This is a genomic window from Pelotomaculum propionicicum, from assembly GCF_048984525.1.
Taxonomy (GTDB): domain Bacteria; phylum Bacillota; class Desulfotomaculia; order Desulfotomaculales; family Pelotomaculaceae; genus Syntrophopropionicum; species Syntrophopropionicum propionicicum_A.
Map to the genome: position 1 here is coordinate 82478 of NZ_JBMGJC010000014.1, position 18582 is coordinate 101059.

General features: G+C 45.4%; 15 protein-coding genes and 4 tRNA genes. All 19 read left to right on the forward strand.

Annotated features, from left to right (window positions below; translation table 11 throughout):
- Positions 1–97: 97 nt before the first annotated feature.
- Positions 98–1990, forward strand: a complete 1893-nt coding sequence (dnaG, locus tag ACOBQJ_RS14680; RefSeq protein WP_421072515.1) for a DNA primase — start codon at positions 98–100, stop codon at positions 1988–1990.
- Complete coding sequence (rpoD, locus tag ACOBQJ_RS14685; RefSeq protein WP_421072516.1) at positions 1987–3090, forward strand: RNA polymerase sigma factor RpoD; 1104 nt, start codon at positions 1987–1989, stop codon at positions 3088–3090. Before dnaG ends, rpoD begins: the two co-directional genes overlap by 4 nt.
- A 65-nt stretch (positions 3091–3155) precedes the next feature.
- A tRNA-Asn gene (locus ACOBQJ_RS14690) sits at positions 3156–3230 on the forward strand.
- Positions 3231–3236: 6 nt separating this feature from the next.
- Positions 3237–3311, forward strand: a tRNA-Ile gene (locus ACOBQJ_RS14695).
- Between the two features lie 210 nt (positions 3312–3521).
- Positions 3522–3597, forward strand: a tRNA-Glu gene (locus tag ACOBQJ_RS14700).
- Between the two features lie 5 nt (positions 3598–3602).
- A tRNA-Val gene (locus tag ACOBQJ_RS14705) sits at positions 3603–3678 on the forward strand.
- A gap of 393 nt (positions 3679–4071) precedes the next feature.
- Positions 4072–6777 carry an FAD-dependent oxidoreductase gene (locus ACOBQJ_RS14710; RefSeq protein ID WP_421072517.1) on the forward strand — a complete coding sequence of 902 codons (2706 nt, stop codon included), beginning with the start codon at positions 4072–4074 and terminating at the stop codon, positions 6775–6777.
- Positions 6778–6785: 8 nt separating this feature from the next.
- On the forward strand, positions 6786–7139 hold the full coding sequence (locus ACOBQJ_RS14715; RefSeq protein WP_421072518.1) for a hydrogenase maturation nickel metallochaperone HypA: 354 nt from the start codon (positions 6786–6788) through the stop codon (positions 7137–7139).
- 39 nt (positions 7140–7178) lie between these two features.
- On the forward strand, positions 7179–7847 hold the full coding sequence (gene hypB / locus ACOBQJ_RS14720; RefSeq protein ID WP_421072519.1) for a hydrogenase nickel incorporation protein HypB: 669 nt from the start codon (positions 7179–7181) through the stop codon (positions 7845–7847).
- A gap of 214 nt (positions 7848–8061) precedes the next feature.
- Entirely contained in the window at positions 8062–9624 is a 1563-nt protein-coding gene (locus tag ACOBQJ_RS14725; RefSeq protein ID WP_421072520.1) for a PucR family transcriptional regulator, read from the forward strand.
- 22 nt (positions 9625–9646) lie between these two features.
- Positions 9647–10657, forward strand: coding sequence for an indolepyruvate ferredoxin oxidoreductase subunit alpha (locus ACOBQJ_RS14730; protein ID WP_421072521.1), 1011 nt, complete (start codon positions 9647–9649; stop codon positions 10655–10657).
- Positions 10658–10860: 203 nt separating this feature from the next.
- Entirely contained in the window at positions 10861–11193 is a 333-nt protein-coding gene (locus tag ACOBQJ_RS14735) for a hydrogenase maturation nickel metallochaperone HypA (RefSeq protein ID WP_421072535.1), read from the forward strand.
- Between the two features lie 19 nt (positions 11194–11212).
- Positions 11213–11920, forward strand: coding sequence for a hydrogenase nickel incorporation protein HypB (gene hypB / locus ACOBQJ_RS14740; RefSeq protein ID WP_421072522.1), 708 nt, complete (start codon positions 11213–11215; stop codon positions 11918–11920).
- Positions 11921–12161: 241 nt separating this feature from the next.
- Entirely contained in the window at positions 12162–13277 is a 1116-nt protein-coding gene (locus ACOBQJ_RS14745) for a 4Fe-4S binding protein (RefSeq protein ID WP_421072523.1), read from the forward strand.
- Between the two features lie 134 nt (positions 13278–13411).
- A complete protein-coding gene (gene hypA, locus ACOBQJ_RS14750; RefSeq protein WP_421072524.1) occupies positions 13412–13765 on the forward strand; it encodes a hydrogenase maturation nickel metallochaperone HypA in 354 nt (117 codons plus the stop codon).
- 370 nt (positions 13766–14135) lie between these two features.
- Complete coding sequence (locus ACOBQJ_RS14755) at positions 14136–14438, forward strand: EthD family reductase (protein WP_421072525.1); 303 nt, start codon at positions 14136–14138, stop codon at positions 14436–14438.
- A gap of 651 nt (positions 14439–15089) precedes the next feature.
- Complete coding sequence (locus ACOBQJ_RS14760) at positions 15090–16412, forward strand: hypothetical protein (RefSeq protein ID WP_421072526.1); 1323 nt, start codon at positions 15090–15092, stop codon at positions 16410–16412.
- Between the two features lie 195 nt (positions 16413–16607).
- Positions 16608–17447 carry a hypothetical protein gene (locus ACOBQJ_RS14765; RefSeq protein WP_421072527.1) on the forward strand — a complete coding sequence of 280 codons (840 nt, stop codon included), beginning with the start codon at positions 16608–16610 and terminating at the stop codon, positions 17445–17447.
- A 121-nt stretch (positions 17448–17568) separates the two neighbouring features.
- A complete protein-coding gene (locus ACOBQJ_RS14770; RefSeq protein WP_421072528.1) occupies positions 17569–18339 on the forward strand; it encodes an HNH endonuclease in 771 nt (256 codons plus the stop codon).
- Positions 18340–18582: the final 243 nt, after the last annotated feature.

Consider the following 18582-nt stretch of genomic DNA (forward strand, 5'->3'; position numbering starts at 1 on the left):
CGTTAAGATAATTAATAAAAATTCGGAAGGACTATAAAAATATTTGTTGAACTATTTTAGCAATACAGGTTTTTTGGAAGAAGAAGGGTGATCTTAGGTGGGCTTTATACCCGATGAGATAATCGAAACAGTCCGCCTGCGTTCAGATATTTTGCATGTAGTATCCCGCCATGTCCAGCTCAAGAAAAAGGGTAAAAATTATACCGGTTCCTGTCCCTTTCATGATGATCGCACGCCTTCATTCACTGTTACGCCCGACAAGCAAATTTTTCACTGTTTCGGGTGTAATGTCGGCGGCGATGTTTTTAAATTCCTGATGTTAAAAGAAGGACTGACCTTTTTTGAGGCTGTAAAAACACTGGCTGAACAGGCGGGGATAGTCCTTCCGGCGGATGACAGCCCGGCTGCCCATAAAAGAGACGCCAGGCGGGAGAGCTTAAAACAGATCAACAACCTGGCCAAAGATTTTTTTATTAAAAATTTACAGCATTATGAAGCTGCCGCCGCCAGGAATTATTTGCAGGGGCGGGGGCTCTCACCGGAGGTGCTGGAACGTTTTCAAATAGGGTTTGCCCTGCCCGGGTGGCAGACATTACTCGAATACCTGGGTAAAAAAGGCTTCCAGCAGCAGGATATAGTGGAGGCCGGACTTGCTGTCATCAAGGCTGAAACCGGCCGGACCTATGACCGCTTTCGCAACCGGGTCATGTTTCCGATCTGGGACGCCGCCGGGCGGGTGGTCGGCTTTGGGGGCAGGGTGCTTGACGATACTCTGCCAAAGTACCTGAACAGCCCGGAAACAGCGTTTTTCAGCAAGAGCCGGACGCTTTACGGCCTGTACCAGGCCAGGCAGCACATCAGAGAAAAAGGATATGTTGTTGTTGTCGAAGGTTATATGGATGTTATCACCGCCCACCAGTACGGGGCAGCAAACACGGTAGCCTCGCTCGGCACCGCTCTCACCGTGGAGCACGGGCGGATTTTAATGAACTACAGCCGCAATGTGATAATTGCTTATGACGCTGACGCGGCCGGTGTCGCGGCCACCATCAGGGGACTGGATATCCTGCAGGATCTCGGATGCGAGGTGAGCGTGGTAAGCGTCCCCGACGGTAAAGACCCCGATGATTATTTAAGGCGATACGGGGTTGAACCCTGGGAGGAGTTAATCAGGCGCGCGTCTTCCCTAATTGAATACAAACTGCGCCATGCCGCCGGCAAAGGAAATGTCAGGACGGTAGCGGAAAAATTGGAGGTTATGCGCCAGGTGTTTCCCAGCCTGGCATCAAAGGGTGGGGTTGAAAGAGAAGAGGGTTTGAAAAAGATTACCCGTGCTCTAAATTTAAGCTGGGAGACGGTAGCGGGAGAATTAAAGAGATTTGAGGAAAATTTGAGTAAAAAGTGGACAGATCCGGATAAAATTGTTAAAAACACGCATACTATTATACGAAAAGAGGAAAAATTTGATGCCAGGGGGAAGTCTGAATCAGTACTCTTGCGTCTGGTTTTGGAAGATCCTTCTTTAGCGGAAACAATCCGGTCTGAAATTGGTGAAGTTCCATTCAAAAACCATAATTATCAAAGGATTTTTAAGAATTGTCTTGAATTATATAATAAACCGGGTTACCGACCCGAAGGATTGTTTAACATACTGGATAATGATGACCAAAACCTTTTAAGTCATATCTTAACACTGGATATTCCGGGGGAAAATCCCATAAAAATATTGAAAAGCTACATTGACTCTATTAACCGGTGTATTCGCCAGGAGCGGAGGGAAGAGATCCTGGAAGAAATAAGGGATCTGGAAAAGTCGGGAAACAGCGCCATCTATAATGACCTGCTCCGGGAACTGGTGTTATTAAAAGGGATAGATGAAGCTGAGAAGGCAGGCGATCAGGATCGCGCTGCTGGTTTTTTGAACGAGTATAAAAAGTTATTTAATTTTAATAACGGGAATCACCTTAGAGAGGGGAGGGATAGCATTTGAGCGACGATATCGTTTTTGAGGGAGTAAGGGAATTGATCGAGAAAGGCAAAAAGCGCGGTATACTTACGTACAATGAAATTATGGACAGTCTTCAGGGGATCGACCTTACACCTGAACAAATAGACGAAATTTATGAGAAACTGGCAACCCTGGGCATTGAAGTAGTCCCGGAGGCTGCCGATCTTGAGCCCCTTGACAGTGCGGCACTGGAAACAACAGAGGAGGAAGCGGAAGCGGAAGCGGAAGTTGACCTTACGGTTCCTGAAGGTGTCGGCATTGATGATCCCGTGCGCATGTATTTAAAAGAAATCGGCCGTGTGCCCCTGCTGACGCCGGAAGAGGAAGTGGACCTGGCCAAGCGCATGGAGGAAGAGGACGAAGAGGCTAAAAGGAAGCTGGCTGAGGCCAACCTGAGGCTGGTGGTCAGCATCGCCAAGCGCTATGTGGGCAGGGGGATGCTGTTTCTGGATTTGATCCAGGAAGGCAACCTGGGCTTGATTAAAGCTGTGGAAAAATTTGATTACCGCAAGGGGTATAAATTCAGCACTTACGCCACCTGGTGGATCCGCCAGGCCATAACCAGGGCTATCGCCGACCAGGCCAGGACGATCAGGATCCCGGTCCATATGGTCGAAACCATTAACAAGCTGATCAGGGTGCAGAGGCAGCTGCTGCAGGAATTGGGACGCGAGCCGAGCCCCGATGAAATTGCCAGGGAGATGAATATATCCGAGGATAAGGTCAGGGAAATACAGAAAATTGCCCAGGAGCCTGTATCTCTGGAAACACCGATTGGCGAGGAAGAAGACTCCCACCTGGGTGATTTTATAGAGGACCATGACGCCAGGGCTCCCGCGGAGGAAGCGTCTTTTACCCTCCTGCGCGAGCAGCTGGACGAGGTTTTAAAAACCCTGACAGACCGTGAACAGAGAGTGCTGCGCCTGCGCTTCGGCCTCGACGACGGCCGCGCCCGCACCCTGGAAGAAGTGGGGCAGAAGTTTGGCGTCACCCGGGAGCGGATCCGGCAGATTGAAGCCAAAACTTTGCGCAAGCTAAGGCACCCCAGCCGCAGTAAAAAATTAAAGGATTATCTGGACTAAATTCTCAGTAAATACGTCATTGACTGAGGACACAAAGTATCGTATAATAGTCTCTGTGCCGATGTTCCTCGATAGCTCAACGGTAGAGCAACCGGCTGTTAACCGGTAGGTTGTAGGTTCGAATCCTACTCGGGGAGCCATCTTTTGGGCCCATAGCTCAACGGTAGAGCATCCGGCTCATAACCGGCTGGTTCCAGGTTCGAATCCTGGTGGGCCCACCAGTTCAGAAGTCGGAAGCAGGAAGTCGGAAATCGGAACAGAGGAAATCAGAGGCCGGAATAAAAAGAATCAGGCACAGCAGAGTTTTAGCAAGCAGTCTGACATCCGACATCAGACAACTGACATCCGAAAGTTTAAAAAGAGGAATTTGGCGAAGCCTAATTCCAACAAACAGTCTGATATCCGACATCAGACGACTGACATCCGAATACGGCCCCTTGGTCAAGCGGTCTAAGACACCGCCCTTTCACGGCGGTAACACGGGTTCGAATCCCGTAGGGGTCACCATATATGGGAGTTTAGCTCAGCTGGGAGAGCGCTTGCCTTACAAGCAAGATGTCGGCGGTTCGATCCCGTCAACTCCCACCACAAAAGGCTTTAGCGCCGAAAGTAATTTCGGCGCTAAAGCTTTTTATGATCTAAAAACAAATAAAATTTATCCCTCTATCTTATCCAATTTTCATTAGTTTAAATTATTTTACTTCGGATAATTTAAAAGTGAATAATTCCGGATGTGTAATGTATGATTAACGCCAAAGCACAAAAACAACCCCGTTTTTGTGCTTTGGCGTTCTTAGAGATAAATTTATCTACCAGCCGGATAGAGTCTTGTGCTTTGAAAACAGAAAGGGGCTTTTGTTTTGATTGCGGGAAATATGTTAAATGAATTTCCGGCTCTATATAATTATTTTAAGGTAATTACAGAAGGCTGGAGTATGCCTTCTGTAATTAGAAATCAGAATTAATAAGGAGTTGGTAATTTTGCGAGAGAATCTTGCCAAATTGGTCACGCATATCAATGTGCTGAACCAGAATCCGACCGAAACATCCCCGGAATATATCTTTTTTGACGCGCTGCTGACCGACGAAATGATTGACACCGCACTGAAGATTGAACTCCGTACGCCAACCTATATCGACCAAATCGCTGAGAGAATCGGCAAGCCTCTGGAATATACCGCGAAACTGATCGACGAGATGGTGCATATCGGTATTCTTGAGTACATGACTGATGACAAAGGTGTGGACCGCGTTTATCTTCCTATTTTTGTTCCCGGCAGTATGGAACTGGGAGCAATGGATTATTGGCGTACGGATAAGTACCCGCAGATCGCCTGGGCCTTCCCGGCCTATATTCAGGGTCTGAACAAGGGGTTCTCCAAGTACTTTCCCATGGGCACCGGTCTTGTAAGGGCGCTCCCGGTGCAGAAGGCAATCGAAAATGACAGTAAGAAGGTTGACCTGGAAGAGGTTTCCCACTGGATTGACAAATACTACCCTTCTATTGCCGTCGCCCCTTGTGAATGCCGTCATACCCGCCGGATGAACGGTGAAATCGGGCATGACCTGGAAGGTGAATGGTGCATTGAACTCGGCAGTTTCGCCGAAAGCTGTATCCGCACCGGCAAAGCAAGAAGGATTTCTAAGGAAGAATGCTATGACATTTTAAGAAAAGCGGAAGAAAACGGCTTTGTCCATGAACTTACCAATGTCTATGGACCTGAAGAGTCTACTTTTATCTGCAACTGCCATTGGTCCTCCTGCATGGCGTTGCGTACTTCCTGGTACTGCAACACCCCGAACATGGTTTGTTCAAATTATTTAGCCGGTGTTGACAAAGAAAAGTGTGTTGCCTGCGGCCAGTGTGTGGAAGTATGCCCCCAGAATGCTGTTAAGCTGGGACAGAAACTCTGCGAAAAGAAGCCTGTGGAAATCAAAGGCGCTGTAGTTCCGGGAAATCCTGAATACAGTGAAAAGAACTGGAGACCCGACCTGCTGACCGAACGTGATTATGTTGTTCCGGAAACCGGCACTGCTCCCTGCAAGACAAATTGCCCGGCGCACATTGCTGTTCAGGGGTACATTAAACTGGCTTCCCAGGGCAAGTACCTTGAGGCGCTGGAACTGATTAAGAAGGAAAATCCGCTTCCCGCGGTATGCGGCAGCATCTGCAACCGCCAGTGCGAACAGGTTTGCACCCGCGGCGATATCGATGATCCCGTAGCTATCGATGAAATCAAGAAGTTCATTGCCGAGCAGGAAATGAAGGCTGAAACCCGCTTTGTCCCTAAGAAATTGTTTGACGAGGGCAAGAAGATTGCAGTAGTCGGTTCCGGCCCTGCCGGCCTGTCCTGTGCTTATTACCTGGCGGAACTCGGCCATGATGTTACTGTATTTGAAAAAGAACAGAAGCTCGGCGGCATGCTCACACTTGGTATTCCGTCCTTCCGCCTGGAAAAAAGCATTGTGGAAGCGGAAATCGATATCCTGCGTGCCATGGGCGTAAAGTTTATTACCGGAGCAGAAGTCGGTAAATATGTCACTCTGGACGAACTACGTACGGCCGGCTTCAAGGGCTTCTACCTGGCAGTAGGCGCCCAGGGCAGTCGCAAGCTCGGTATCGAAGGTGAAGACGCTGAAAACGTTATTCCCGGAATTGATTTCTTAAAGCAGGTCAATCTCAGCCGGCAGGCAGATCTGGCCGGCAAGACCGTAGTTATCGGCGGCGGTAATGTGGCGGTCGATGTGGCAAGGGCCGCTGTCCGCAAGGGCTCCGTAGAGGTTGCGCTTTACTGCCTGGAATCCCGCGAGGACATGCCTGCTACCGCGGATGAAATAGAAGACACTGAAGCAGAGGGCATTTCCCTGAACAACGGCTGGGGGCCGAAGCGTATCCTGACCGAGAACGGAAAGGTCGTCGGCGTGGAATTCAAGCGCTGTCTGTCCGTCATCGATCCGGAAACCAAGCAGTTCAACCCGAAGTACGACGAGAACGACACCACCACTGTAGCATGTGACAATGTCCTTGCCGCTATCGGTCAGTCCATCGAATGGGGCAGCCTGCTGAAGGGCAGCAAGGTTGAACTAAACAGCAACAATACGGCAAAGACCGTGCCGATTCAGGATGTCCTTACATTTAAGACCGCTGTGGCAGCCGGCCTGGAGCCCGAAGAATACCACCTGCCGACTCCCTTCGAAGTTTACCAGACCGCGGAACCCGATGTCTTTGTCGGCGGTGACGCTTATTCCGGTCCGAAGTTTGCCATCGACGCCATTGCGGCAGGCAAGGAAGCGGCCGAATCCCTGCACCGTTATGTCTGGGAAGGCCATAGTCTTGTGCTGGGACGTGACCGCAGAAACCTCCGTTATCTTGATAAGGAAAACGCTGATCTCAGCAGCTATGATAAAGTGCCGCGCCAGCGTCCCCTGGTCAGGGAAGAAGCTGTCAAGACTTTCCATGACTCCCGCACCACCTTTACCGAAGAACAGGTCAAGAAAGAGACCGACCGCTGCCTGAGCTGCGGCGTCGCTTATGTTGATGAAAATATCTGCATCGGATGCGGCCTGTGCACCACCCGCTGCAAGTTTGACGCCATCACTTTGCGGAAAGAATATGACGCGTGGGGTATGCAGTATGAAGATCTGCTGGCTGCACTTGGTCAAATTCTGGCAAATGAAAAGAAATAAAAAAAATTATGCATGAAATTAGCGTTTTATACGAAATGGTCCAAATGGCAGAAAAAATTGCGGTGGAGAACAATGTTAAAAGGATCGAATCTATTTCTGTTGAAGTCGGAGAGCTTTCCGGAATCCTTCCGGTATTTCTTGAAAAATACTATCCGATTGTGATTGAAAGCAGAGAGATCCTTAAAGGGTCAACACTGTTGATCCAGAATGTCCCCGGCCAGGCTCTCTGCCGTGAGTGCCAATCATTATATAATGTCATGAAGAACGAAGGCAAATGCCCGAAATGCCGGAGCCGGAATAAGACTATCCTCGGCGGCAGAGAATTTGTGCTGAAGAACATTATGTTCCGGGAAAACGATTAAACAGACCGGTGGTGTAAAAAATCTAAAGGTGCTGATGTTATGTCGGAAATTAAATTAATTGAAGTTAAGCAGAGTATATTCGCTGAGAACGACCAGGCGGCGGATGAACTGCGCAAATATTTGAAAGAAGCAAAGACTTTCATGGTCAATCTGATGTCTTCACCTGGCGCGGGCAAGACCACTACATTGGTACGCACTATTGAAATGCTGAAAGACGAAATGAAAATCGGCGTCATGGAAGCCGACATCGACGCCATGGTGGATGCTGAAAGAATTGCCGCCACCGGGGCCAAATCGATACAGCTGCATACCGGCGGCATGTGCCATTTGGACGCGGACATGACGCGGCAGGGCCTGGACGAATTCGGCATTGCAGGTTTGGACCTCGTGGTGCTTGAAAACGTGGGCAACCTTGTTTGCCCGGCGGAGTTTGATACGGGCGCCTGCCGGAACGTTATGATCCTCAGTGTGCCGGAAGGCGATGACAAGCCGCTGAAATACCCGTTGATGTTCCAGGTCTCTGACTTAGTGCTGATCAACAAGATTGACGCCAAGTGTGTTTTTGATTTTGACGATGATACGGCTGTCAGGAGAATTCGTGAACGCAACCCGAAGGCTGAGGTGCTTTTTATCTCCGCCAAGACTGGTGAGGGCTTCGACAAATGGTGTGACTGGATCCGGAAGAACGTAAAGGAGTGGCAGGCATAAACCGGCAGCAAGCTTTTTAGATCAATAAAAGCGAGGGGTGCAAAATGTACTCCTCGTTTTCCGGTTTATTAAAATGCCTTAATATTTTAAGTTTCATATAATTAAGGCTTGAAATATATCTGTCATCCTTCATATAATTATAACGCTGAATAGTCTATTCATATCAGCTGCCAGGAAGGGTAAAGACGCCCGGCAGCGGAAAAGGAGAAGACTGATGCAACAAATTAAGAATTTTATTATGGCTTTCAGGGGCCATTCGCCCAGAGTGATCTCCATACCAAAACATAATACGGTTGTGACCAATATTGACAGGATAACCGTCAATACTGATTTTGTAAAAAACACGCTTTATATCGGCTATGAATCACAGATGCAAAATACCCTGCGTTTTCTGAATGGAATAACGCTTTTTTTAATTGAAGATATAGACGATTTCAGTATTCCAAATAAAAATGACAACTGCATCGTGGTTTTTCCCCGGGACACAGACCTGGATGAACTCACGGAAAAATGCGCTTCGCTGATCAGCAATCAAAATCTCGTCTTTGAAGATACGTACATCCTGCTTGACGCCTTCCTGTCGCAGGAAAAACTGCAGGATATTATCGAGGTGGCGGCGCAGACCATCAACAACCCGATTGCCATTCTCGACAACAGCTATAAAGTTATAGCCAGCTCCGCAACCTGTACCACAGATGACTTCCAGTGGAATGACATCATATCGCGCGGCTATTGCTCTTATGAATTCATCACCATGTTCAGCAACATAGAAGAAATAAAAAACGAAACCAAACTGAACCAGCCGTTTTTCACCGGCTGCCTGGCCAGTCCGCTCAGGCGCTGCATCAGCAGGCTGACCGTCGGCTGGAACCATATGGGTTATTTGCTGTCCATCGAGGCCAACGGGAGGATTAGCGAGCGGAACCTGATTTTTTTGCAGGTCTTGAGCAGGCTGCTGGCCAAAATGATTGACGCCGGCAACAGGGCGGTGGGCGGAAAACTGTATTCCGATTACGGCAGCGTTTTGCTGGATTGCCTGAACGGCAACTTCAGTGACCGGAAAACGCTCCTGGACTGCATGAAAAACACCAGTTTTAAGCTGAATTCGCGGTACTATATCCTGGTGATCGATATCGGGCTCTATAACAACACCTATGATATCCGGGTCGATCACCTACGGGAACACATAAACCAGGTTTTTAAAGGCGCCATCTCCGTCAGCTATATGAACGACGCGGTGATCCTATTTGAAAGCGGGATGACGGAAAAGGAGATGATGGAGTACCTTTCTAAGCACCGGGACTACTACGCCAAAAACAAGTTGCGGATCGGCTTCAGCGACAGTTTTGACGACCTGTTCCTGAGCCGCAAATACCACGACCAGACCATACGGATCCTGAAGCTGCTGGCGAAGCTCAATCCCTCGGAGTGCATCGTGAGCTACGAGGACTATAAACTATATGACCTGATGCTATCCGGATTAAAAAAATATAAGATGGACATCAAGGGCTATATCAGCAGAGAGTGCGCAAGTATCATCGAATACGACCAGCAAAACGATACCAGGTATTTCGAAACACTCTATTACTATATTCAGTTCAACAGAAACCTGAAGTGCACGGCGGACAAGCTGTTTATTCACAAAAACACCGTTTCTTACCGGATCAGCCGCGCCAGGGAGCTGTTTAATATCGACCTCGAAGACGCAGAGGTCAGGCTGAAATTCAGCTATTCCTATATGCTGCAGGAATTGCTGAAAGCTGATCTGTTCGATTGAAGGAAGGATGAAAACACTGCATATGAGTATTTACAGCGAACTGGCGGACCATATTGATCAAATATACGAAAATCCTTGCCGCAAGCCCCATGATGAAAGCAGGGCTTTTGTCAGGATATTCCGCCGGCTCTTATCTGAAGAAGACGTAAAGGCTGCGATGAGCCTGGACGAACAGGAAATTACTGCCGAGGAATTCGCTTCCAAAACGGGGTTCTCCCAGAACGAGGCCGAAAAAATGCTGGACAGGCTGGTCCGGAAAGGGATCTCCTTTGCCACATATAAAGATGGCGGGACTTTCTACCAGCTGGCGCCGTTCTGCTCCGGCATCCTGGATTTTCTGCTCAATGACGGGCTCGACGTTGAGATAGCACAGTACATCCAGGATTATGTGGATGAGATCAATGAGTTTATCCATGGGCCGGAACGGAAAACATCCGCCGGCCGTTCTGTGCCGATAAATGTTACCGTACCTGCCAACCCATATCATGCTTCTTTTGCTGAAGTGCTTTCTTATATAGATAAGGGTTCCGTTTATTCCGTGTCTGACTGCTTATGCCGCAGCGCCAAGGAAAAACTAGGACAAAGCTGCGGCCACACCATAAAAGACATCTGCATTCAGATCGGCCCATACGCGGAGTTCTTTATCAGGACGGGTAGAGGCCGCCCCATCTCCCGGGAGGGAGCCGTCGAGGTCCTGAAAAAAAGTGAGGCGGAGGGTCTGTTCCATGAGATAGTTAAGCCGCAGAACAATGGATCGTCATACTTTGTATGCAACTGCTGCCCCTGCTGCTGTATTTCCATGCGGACAGTCATTCCCGGTGTTGTTTCCCGCATGGAGTCAACATCGGCTTATATGGCGCAGGTGGATGCTGACAAATGCAGTGGCTGCCTCGATTGTATCGACAGTTGTCCCGCCGGCGCGATAGATATGGAAACAGGCGCCATTGCGATCGATCCGGCAAGGTGCATCGGCTGCGGTATGTGTACTTTCTTTTGTCCCCCTCAGGCCCTCAGTATTATTGAAAAGAGATGAAAAGCTTCGGCAAAGGCTCTTTGTGCTACGGGCATAAAGTGCCTTTTCTATATGCGTTTTTCATCACAGGAGCATATAGAATGATGTAGTAAGCACACAATATGGTAACTATTTTTAAAAGGTCTGTACATGTTCATCTTTTTTGTGTCTGTGTATAATTTTCATAGGATGTGCAAGGAGGTTTCTGTACAAGATTGCATGAGATGGGCGTGGTCATAGAAATTGTTCAAATTGCCGATGCTAAAGCAAAAGAGGAACACGCCCGTAAAGCAAAGCGGCTTGTGCTGCAGCTGGGCCAATTGAGCGCGCTCGTACCGGAACTGGTAGAGGCCTGCTACCCGGCGGCGGTTACCGGGACGCTGCTGGAAAACGCGGAGCTGAAAATAGAAGTAATTCCCGCTAATGGACTTTGTCTGAAATGCAGGCGTGTATTCAATGCCGTGGAAAAAGAGTTTAGATGCCCTGAGTGCGGCAGTGAGGAATGGGATTTGCTGTCAGGGAAAGAAATAATCATCAAAGAAATACAGGTTTGGTGACGGACGGAGGCAATCAAACATGTGCTTAACCTGTGGGTGCGGTGAGCATGACCATGACCACGATGTGAGAATACTGCAGACGATGAAGACCGCCTTTGACAGAAATAATCATATTGCTTCACGTTTGCGTGAAGAGTTTAAGGAAAAGTGCGTCCTGGTCCTGAATCTCGTCAGTTCTCCGGGCGCCGGCAAGACCACGCTGCTTGAAAAGACGGTGCTGGCTCTGTCTTCCGAGTATAAGATGGCTGTGATCGAAGGAGATCAAGAAACGTCCAACGATGCAGAAAGGATCAAAAAGACCGGTATTTCCGCCTACCAAATCAATACCGTAAGCGGCTGCCATCTGGAGGCCGGCATGGTGAAAAGAGCCCTGCCCAGTTTTGACCTTGATGATCTGGATATTTTGTTTATTGAAAACGTCGGGAACCTTATCTGTCCCACAGAATACGACTTGGGCGAAGATTTCCGGGTGCTGGTTTTGAGTGTAGCCGAGGGCGAGGACAAACCGCTCAAGTACCCGGGGATATTTATGAGTTCGGACATTTTCCTGCTGAACAAGATCGATCTGGTGGACATCCTGGAATTCGACATTGAAAAATGCCGTAAATACTTAAAGAGAATAAACAAGCGCGCTGTTACGTTCGAAGTTTCCGTACGTAAAGGCGCCGGCATGGATAAATGGTATGGATGGCTACGGTCCGCTGTGGCCCAGAAGAAGCAGAAATAAAGACGGTATTTCCTATATAATCCGGCTGAAACATTGGTTAGTCAACTAAATGATCCGGAAATGAGAAGCTGCCCTTTAGTGGTTGTTTTATAAAACACTGTTGAGCAAAACGCGTTGGGTGTATACACCATAAATAACTTATGCTGGGTGATGCTAAAAGCCATCAATTTGGACTTGAATTTCAAGTTTTATATAAGGCTGATGATTTTTATTCAAAAAATCAAGAAAGAGGGTGCTTTTTTTGAAAAAGGAAGCGGCTGATATATATGTTAAACTGAGGGACCGTATGAATTCAATCGCCTTCGGCTACGGTCCGACCAAAAGTGGTGTGGAATTCGCCCTGCTGAAAAGGTTCTTCACCCCGGAAGACGCGGCTTACGTCCTGGAAATGGAACTCGATAAGTTCTTCACCGCCGGCGAGTATGCGAACTTTTCCGGCAGAGAAACAGCCGAAGCGGAAAAGATCTTGGAAGACCTGAGCATGAAGGGCCTCATTTACAGGAGGCGCCGTGAGGGTGAAGTAAATACTTACCGGGTGGCTCCCGTAGCGCACGGATTTCTTGAATTCAATGTTGACAATGTCCACAATGACATCAAAGAAGGCAAAGCCGACTGGCTCCCGGATTATGGCGCACATGTGGGCGAAATTTGGGGCAAGCAGTGGTTCGGAAGCACCGAAGTCCCTTTCTTCCGTTCCATACCGGTCAATACCAGCCTGGTTACTGGCAGCGAAGTCCTGCCTTATGACGACGCCATGGACCTGATTAAATCCAAAAAGCTGTTCGCCGTTTCCAAGTGTCTGTGCCGGATTTCAACGGCCGCGGGCGGAGGCTATGACGATCCCCGTAAAGAAGTCTGCCTGGCCTTTGACGATATGGCCCGTTTCTATATCGACATTGGGATCGGTCGGGAGATGACCGAGCAGGAAGCATTGGATATGATCAAGGAAAGTATCGGTATGGGCTTGTGCCTGCACGTGGCAAACTCCAAGGAAGGCGAAGTCATGTGCAGCTGCGATGTCAACAGATGCGGCCTGCTCCAGATGACCAAAATCTTTGGCGGCGCCGCCACCGCACATGTTTCCCACTACAGGATCAATGTTGACCGCGATAAATGCTCCGGCTGCGGCACCTGCGTTACCAAGTGCCCGACACAGTGCTGTTCCCTTGATGACGAGAAAAAGTCTGTCAACGAAGCTGACCGCTGCGTCGGCTGCGGCCAGTGCGTCCCCGTTTGTCCAAAAGGCGCCAGAACCCTGGTCAAGAAGAGTGATGATGAGATCATCGCCCTGCAGGATACTATATTCGACGCTTATGAAAAAATGCAAGCCATCCGCAGGGAACGCGGCGAAATCTGATACCGAACCCAACCTGACGACGATTTTTGAATCCATCCCGGGCCAGTGTTTCCTTCTGTATTGGTCCGGGTATGGATTCTGAAATTATATAAAGACATCCGTTGTATACATCTATCTTATCGAAGGTGCGGCTTATGCATGAATTATCAGTCACCAAAAATGTGTTGCAGCTTGTTATCAGGCACGCCGAAGCCAACAAAGCCAGAAGGGTAGTCGGTGTAAAGCTGGAAATCGGAGAGATGCGCGATATCGTGGAAGACCTGATGCAGAAATGTTTCCTGTATTTGGCGCGAGGTACGGTTGCCGAGGGCGCTGCCTTGAAGATCAATGTGATTCCCCTGACCTGTAACTGCCGGGCCTGCAATGAAGTTTTTCCGGTCGATTGGCGTAAAGGATTTGATCATATGTCCTGTCCGAAATGTGGTGGCGCCAGCCTTGCCCCTTATACCGGCCAGGAGTTTTTTATCAAAGAAATAGATGTGGTATGAGTTCAGGAGGTTGTTTTTATGCATATACTAGATGGTTATCTCAGCCCCCAGGCCTGTGCTGTAATAGGCGCAGCTATGCTCCCCGTTTGGGCAGCAGTTTTTTGGTTTTTGTCAGCTTAATCTTCCTGGGAGGTGACAGGCTGTTTGTCCCACCAACGGGCTTGATCCACGAACCCAGCGCTGGCTGATAAACTTAATCAAACAGCGAGGATCACCATTTGGTAGCTGTTGGCAAATCCGCCGAAGTATTAAGCCGCCGGGAATTACTGCTCAGCGTGAATTTAGTGGATGAACATTTTCATCGTCACTCACATGACGGCGATCACCGGCATTACCATGCTCACGAGTAAAATACAAGGAGGGAGTATAAATGATTAAATTCACAATTCTATATCCTTATGCAGAAGGCAAGAAGTTTGACATGGATTATTACATTAACAAACACTTACCGTTATGCCAGAAACTAATTGGCGCTGCATTTAAAGGTGGAGGAGTTGACGCTGGACTTGATGTCGGTGCCCCTCCTGCCTTTATCGCCATCGGCTATCTGTTATTTGATTCATTGGAAGCCTTTCAAGATGCATTTCCCCTTGTCCAGCAGTCACTTACGGAAGATATCGTAAATTTCACTGATATAAAACCTGTAATGCAGTTTAGTGAAGTAAGAATGTAAATTTCCATGCTCTCTTGAAGAGAAATATGGCAAACCTTTTTGGTCCTGATCGCCATGGTAATAATTGGTTTTAGAGCTCTTATTGGCTTGTTCCCCAAGTTGTGACAAATTGTTGAAATCAAAAAAATCCAGTACTTTAGTCATTTGAGGAAGTTAAATACAGGTAAGGGCATAAGGGGTTCGATCCCGTCAACTCCCACCACAAAAGGCTTTAGCGCCGAAAGTAATTTCAGCGCTAAAGCTTTTTTGTGTCTAAAAATTTATTTTGCTCTAAAGCTTATTTCAGAGAAGTTTTTTTATCTAACCGTTATGAGGCTTCCTACAGGGTTTTAAATTTTATATTGTCAATTGGAAAGGAAGATCATAAAATTATGTCGAATTACATTTGAGGTTAATATTGGCAAATCGTATTAGAAGGTTCTCTTTTAGGAAAAGGGATTTTACGAAAGTATGCCTCTGGAATGTGTAAAAAAATTTATATAAAATGATGATGATCTTGTTAGTTCAACTAGTGTCTATAATGGGTAGTTGATTTTTTGTGAGAGAAGGAACAAAAAAGGTAAACAGCCTGTTAACAAAATAGTAAATTTATGATAAATAGAAAAAGCCTACTATACCAGTCTTAACAAGGTGCAACGAAAGGATTATACAATGGGGAAAGGTGTATTCCAAATAGAGCTCAATACCTATGTTCTTGGGATATTAAGAGATAAAGTGAATGAGCAGCGTAATATTTCCTATGAAAAAACTTTCGATTTTAAAGGCCAAAATAAATATATAAAGCATCGGGCATGGGATAAAATATGCGCTATAATGGATAGGCTTGATGACACTGTCTATTACTTAAACGACCTTAAGTTAAACACCGGAGTATATAGCCGTAGCGCATTTGATTTTTATAACTTTATGAATAACGCATCTGTAGTAGTAGATTGTGTAAAAGAACTTGTCAACATTTTTAATGTGTCTGATAAAGTAATAAGGGAGTCAACAGATATTTTTAGTCAGCTTGGCAATGACGGAAAAGGAACAGATGAAAAGTATTTTGAATACTTGCGTTCTTTATGTTCAGTTCACCCTATAGAAACAAGCCGACACAGAAGATATCAAGATAACGATTTTGAATGTAGTCCATTTGTAGTTTGGAATGACGGAAGAATATGGTGCGATGATGATTGCGACATTTATGCAGTTGTATATACAAGCAAAGACAGAGATAGCAATAAAAGAGTACAAATATATATTTCCAAAATATTTAAATATGTTAAAACAAGATTGGATTTTATTGCAGAAATAACGAATGCCATTGACAAATATCAAAAACAAGTTATTTCTGATTTGAGAAACAGACCTATAAAAAAAGAAGAAGAGTTTGATAACTATATTGATTATCTGAAGAATCAAAATAAGGAATTGGAAGACCGGTATGGCTTAGAGGTTTATCATCCATTTAATTACATTATCAATTTATTTGAACTTAAGTTATCAGACACACACAACCGAAACAAGATAAATTCATACTTAAATGCATTAAAATATGCTATCACATTTGAACATAACAGCATGCAAAATATGAGTTACGTGGGATTTGAAAATAATGGATTGTTATATCCAGAAAAAAATACAGAAACATCTTTGTATATTGAATTATACTCACCTTATAGCGGAAGTGACGAACAAAGAAAATATGGATATAATCTTGAAAAAATCAGTTATCTGAGCTATGATGCAGACTATGGCAATAAGCAATGGGCGTACATACAATTAAAAGAAGCACGTGTATTCCTCGAAAAATATGTTTCATTTGAAGGTGCAAAGGGTGATTTTGAGCATTATGCATTAGTTAAATTAGCATTGTATTTGGACTGTTTGGAAAATAAATGCTTAATAAATAAGAATATTCCTAACGACTTAAAATACCGCAGAAGGCTACTATCAGATGACGAATTAAAGGAATTATTAAGTGATAAATAAAATTTGGATTGGATTATCCATATGCCTATTAGGCTAATAATCGGCAGTTTGGCATTATAAGTTTTGTGGCAATAAAAAGCAGATAATATCTGGCTATATGGTAAAGTGAATTTTTTACAGTGTTTAAGTTGAGAAATTGATGCATAGCAAAAGCAGCTGTTATCAGGATAACATGAGAAAGAGTGGTATATTGGAATGGAAGAAGGGGTATGGGCAAACCCGGAAAACTTTTTTGCGGTTTTTCGCTGCACTAAAGAGATACATGCTAAGGATTTTTTAGGAAAAGGAGAAATTAAATTTAATACACCAAATTCTTGGGTTAAATATGCTTTTGAAAAAGGCGAGGGACGCGGAGACAAACTGGAAGGAACAATGGCAACATTTCATATGTTTGATATCGAACAAGCAAAAAAGTTGAATGAAAAATATAAGAATTACTCAGATTTGATGCGTGTTTCAATTGGCGAACGTGTTTACTTAAAAAGTGCTCGGGATATGGAATTGCCATGTTTTTGCTTTTATATATTAAAACAAAGTATGTTTACATGTCCAAACATAGAAGGAAAGCACAAGTTAACAGCAACGGTACCAGCATCATACTTCAGAGATTTTATGGACAATTTAGATCCTCGCGAAGTAGAAAAATTAGATCAAAAGGATAAGCCTGCTGTTATTATTGTTGAAAATTATCAGGAGTTTGAGCAAAGAATCGTCATAGGGCTTATGGCGCTCGGATTAAAAAGAGAAGAAATAATTATTACGCGGGTTAAATATTATGATTTTGAAGGATATGGTCAGTATGGTTGGTGGGACTTTGGTCAGAAGCCGCCTATGGAATTAGCTATTAAAGACAAACGATTTGAATCACAGAGTGAAGCAAGAATAATCATTAATACGGACGATATAAGAATTAGAAGGATTCTTGAAAAACCGATCGAAATTGGCACATTAAAAGACATTGCTTTGGTAAGTAATACATATCTTCATGAAGGAATGTTAATAGAATTAACTGCAGATATAAAATTATTAGATTAATGGATTGTCTATCACAAGTATGCTAGCTTTGTTAAGCAAAGCTTAAGCCCGACCATCGCATTAGGGCGCAAGGGCGTCGTGAGTGTGGGAACGACAATTCAGCCATTGGAAGGAGGTACTTATGTCATTTTCACAAAAAGTCGCTGAGGATTTATTAGTGCAAGCAGCACGATTTTGTTGCCTGTGTAGACAATATAAGGGGACAAAAATCGAAGTTCATCATATCATTCAAGAAGCGAATGGAGGTAGTGATGAACATGAAAATGGAATTCCACTCTGTTTTGATTGTCACGCAGAAGTTGAATCATATAATACTAAGCATCCTCGAGGACGAAAATTTCAACCTTCTGAATTAAAGCGTCTTCGTGATGATTGGTTCGGATTGGTTGCTTCTGGGAAAGCACCTTCAGCAGCAGTATCTCAAGACGAAGACACAGAACTAATTCGCTTTTATTCACAATGTTTTGATAGGCCTGCATTTCAAGATTATTTTCAACAAGAGGGTACTATGGAAGCCTTTGATAAAGCAATTGAAGATACAATTACTGCTATTAATACTGGATGTCTACTATCTCGGGATGGAAAAACGTTAGCTATGGCAAAAGGGAAATCCTATTTACATAATCAGCAATGGCGTGATCAAATGGACGTGATTGTTGATATTTTAAAGGCTATTCGCTCAAGATATAAACTTGCAATCCAATTAGGTCAGATACAAGTTGGTAATGGAAATCATAGCCGACAGTTTTATTGTTTTCATGATTCAGAACTTGCACAATGGATGGATATGACTAGGGCGGAAGTTCTTCAGTTATTTTCTAATATATGTAAGGAAGCTGGAATTAAAACGTTAATCTTTCCAAGAAAACGTTGGAGAAATAGGCATTACTAATATTCTGAATCATCGTATACAGTGCATTGCCGTGAGGTTACGGGTAGCTGTTCTCACAGGTGGGTACGCCTATCTCCCGTTGGGGGTAAAACGTTACCATTAAAGAGCTTCACATAATTCTAAGTCAATTATACGAAGTTAGGCTCGTGAAAAAGCCCAAGCAATCTTTACAGCTTGAGCTTTGGAATGGCAAAAAAGCAGCCTAACTTTGGATAATTCGGATAGCACGAAACTGCGGTGGTA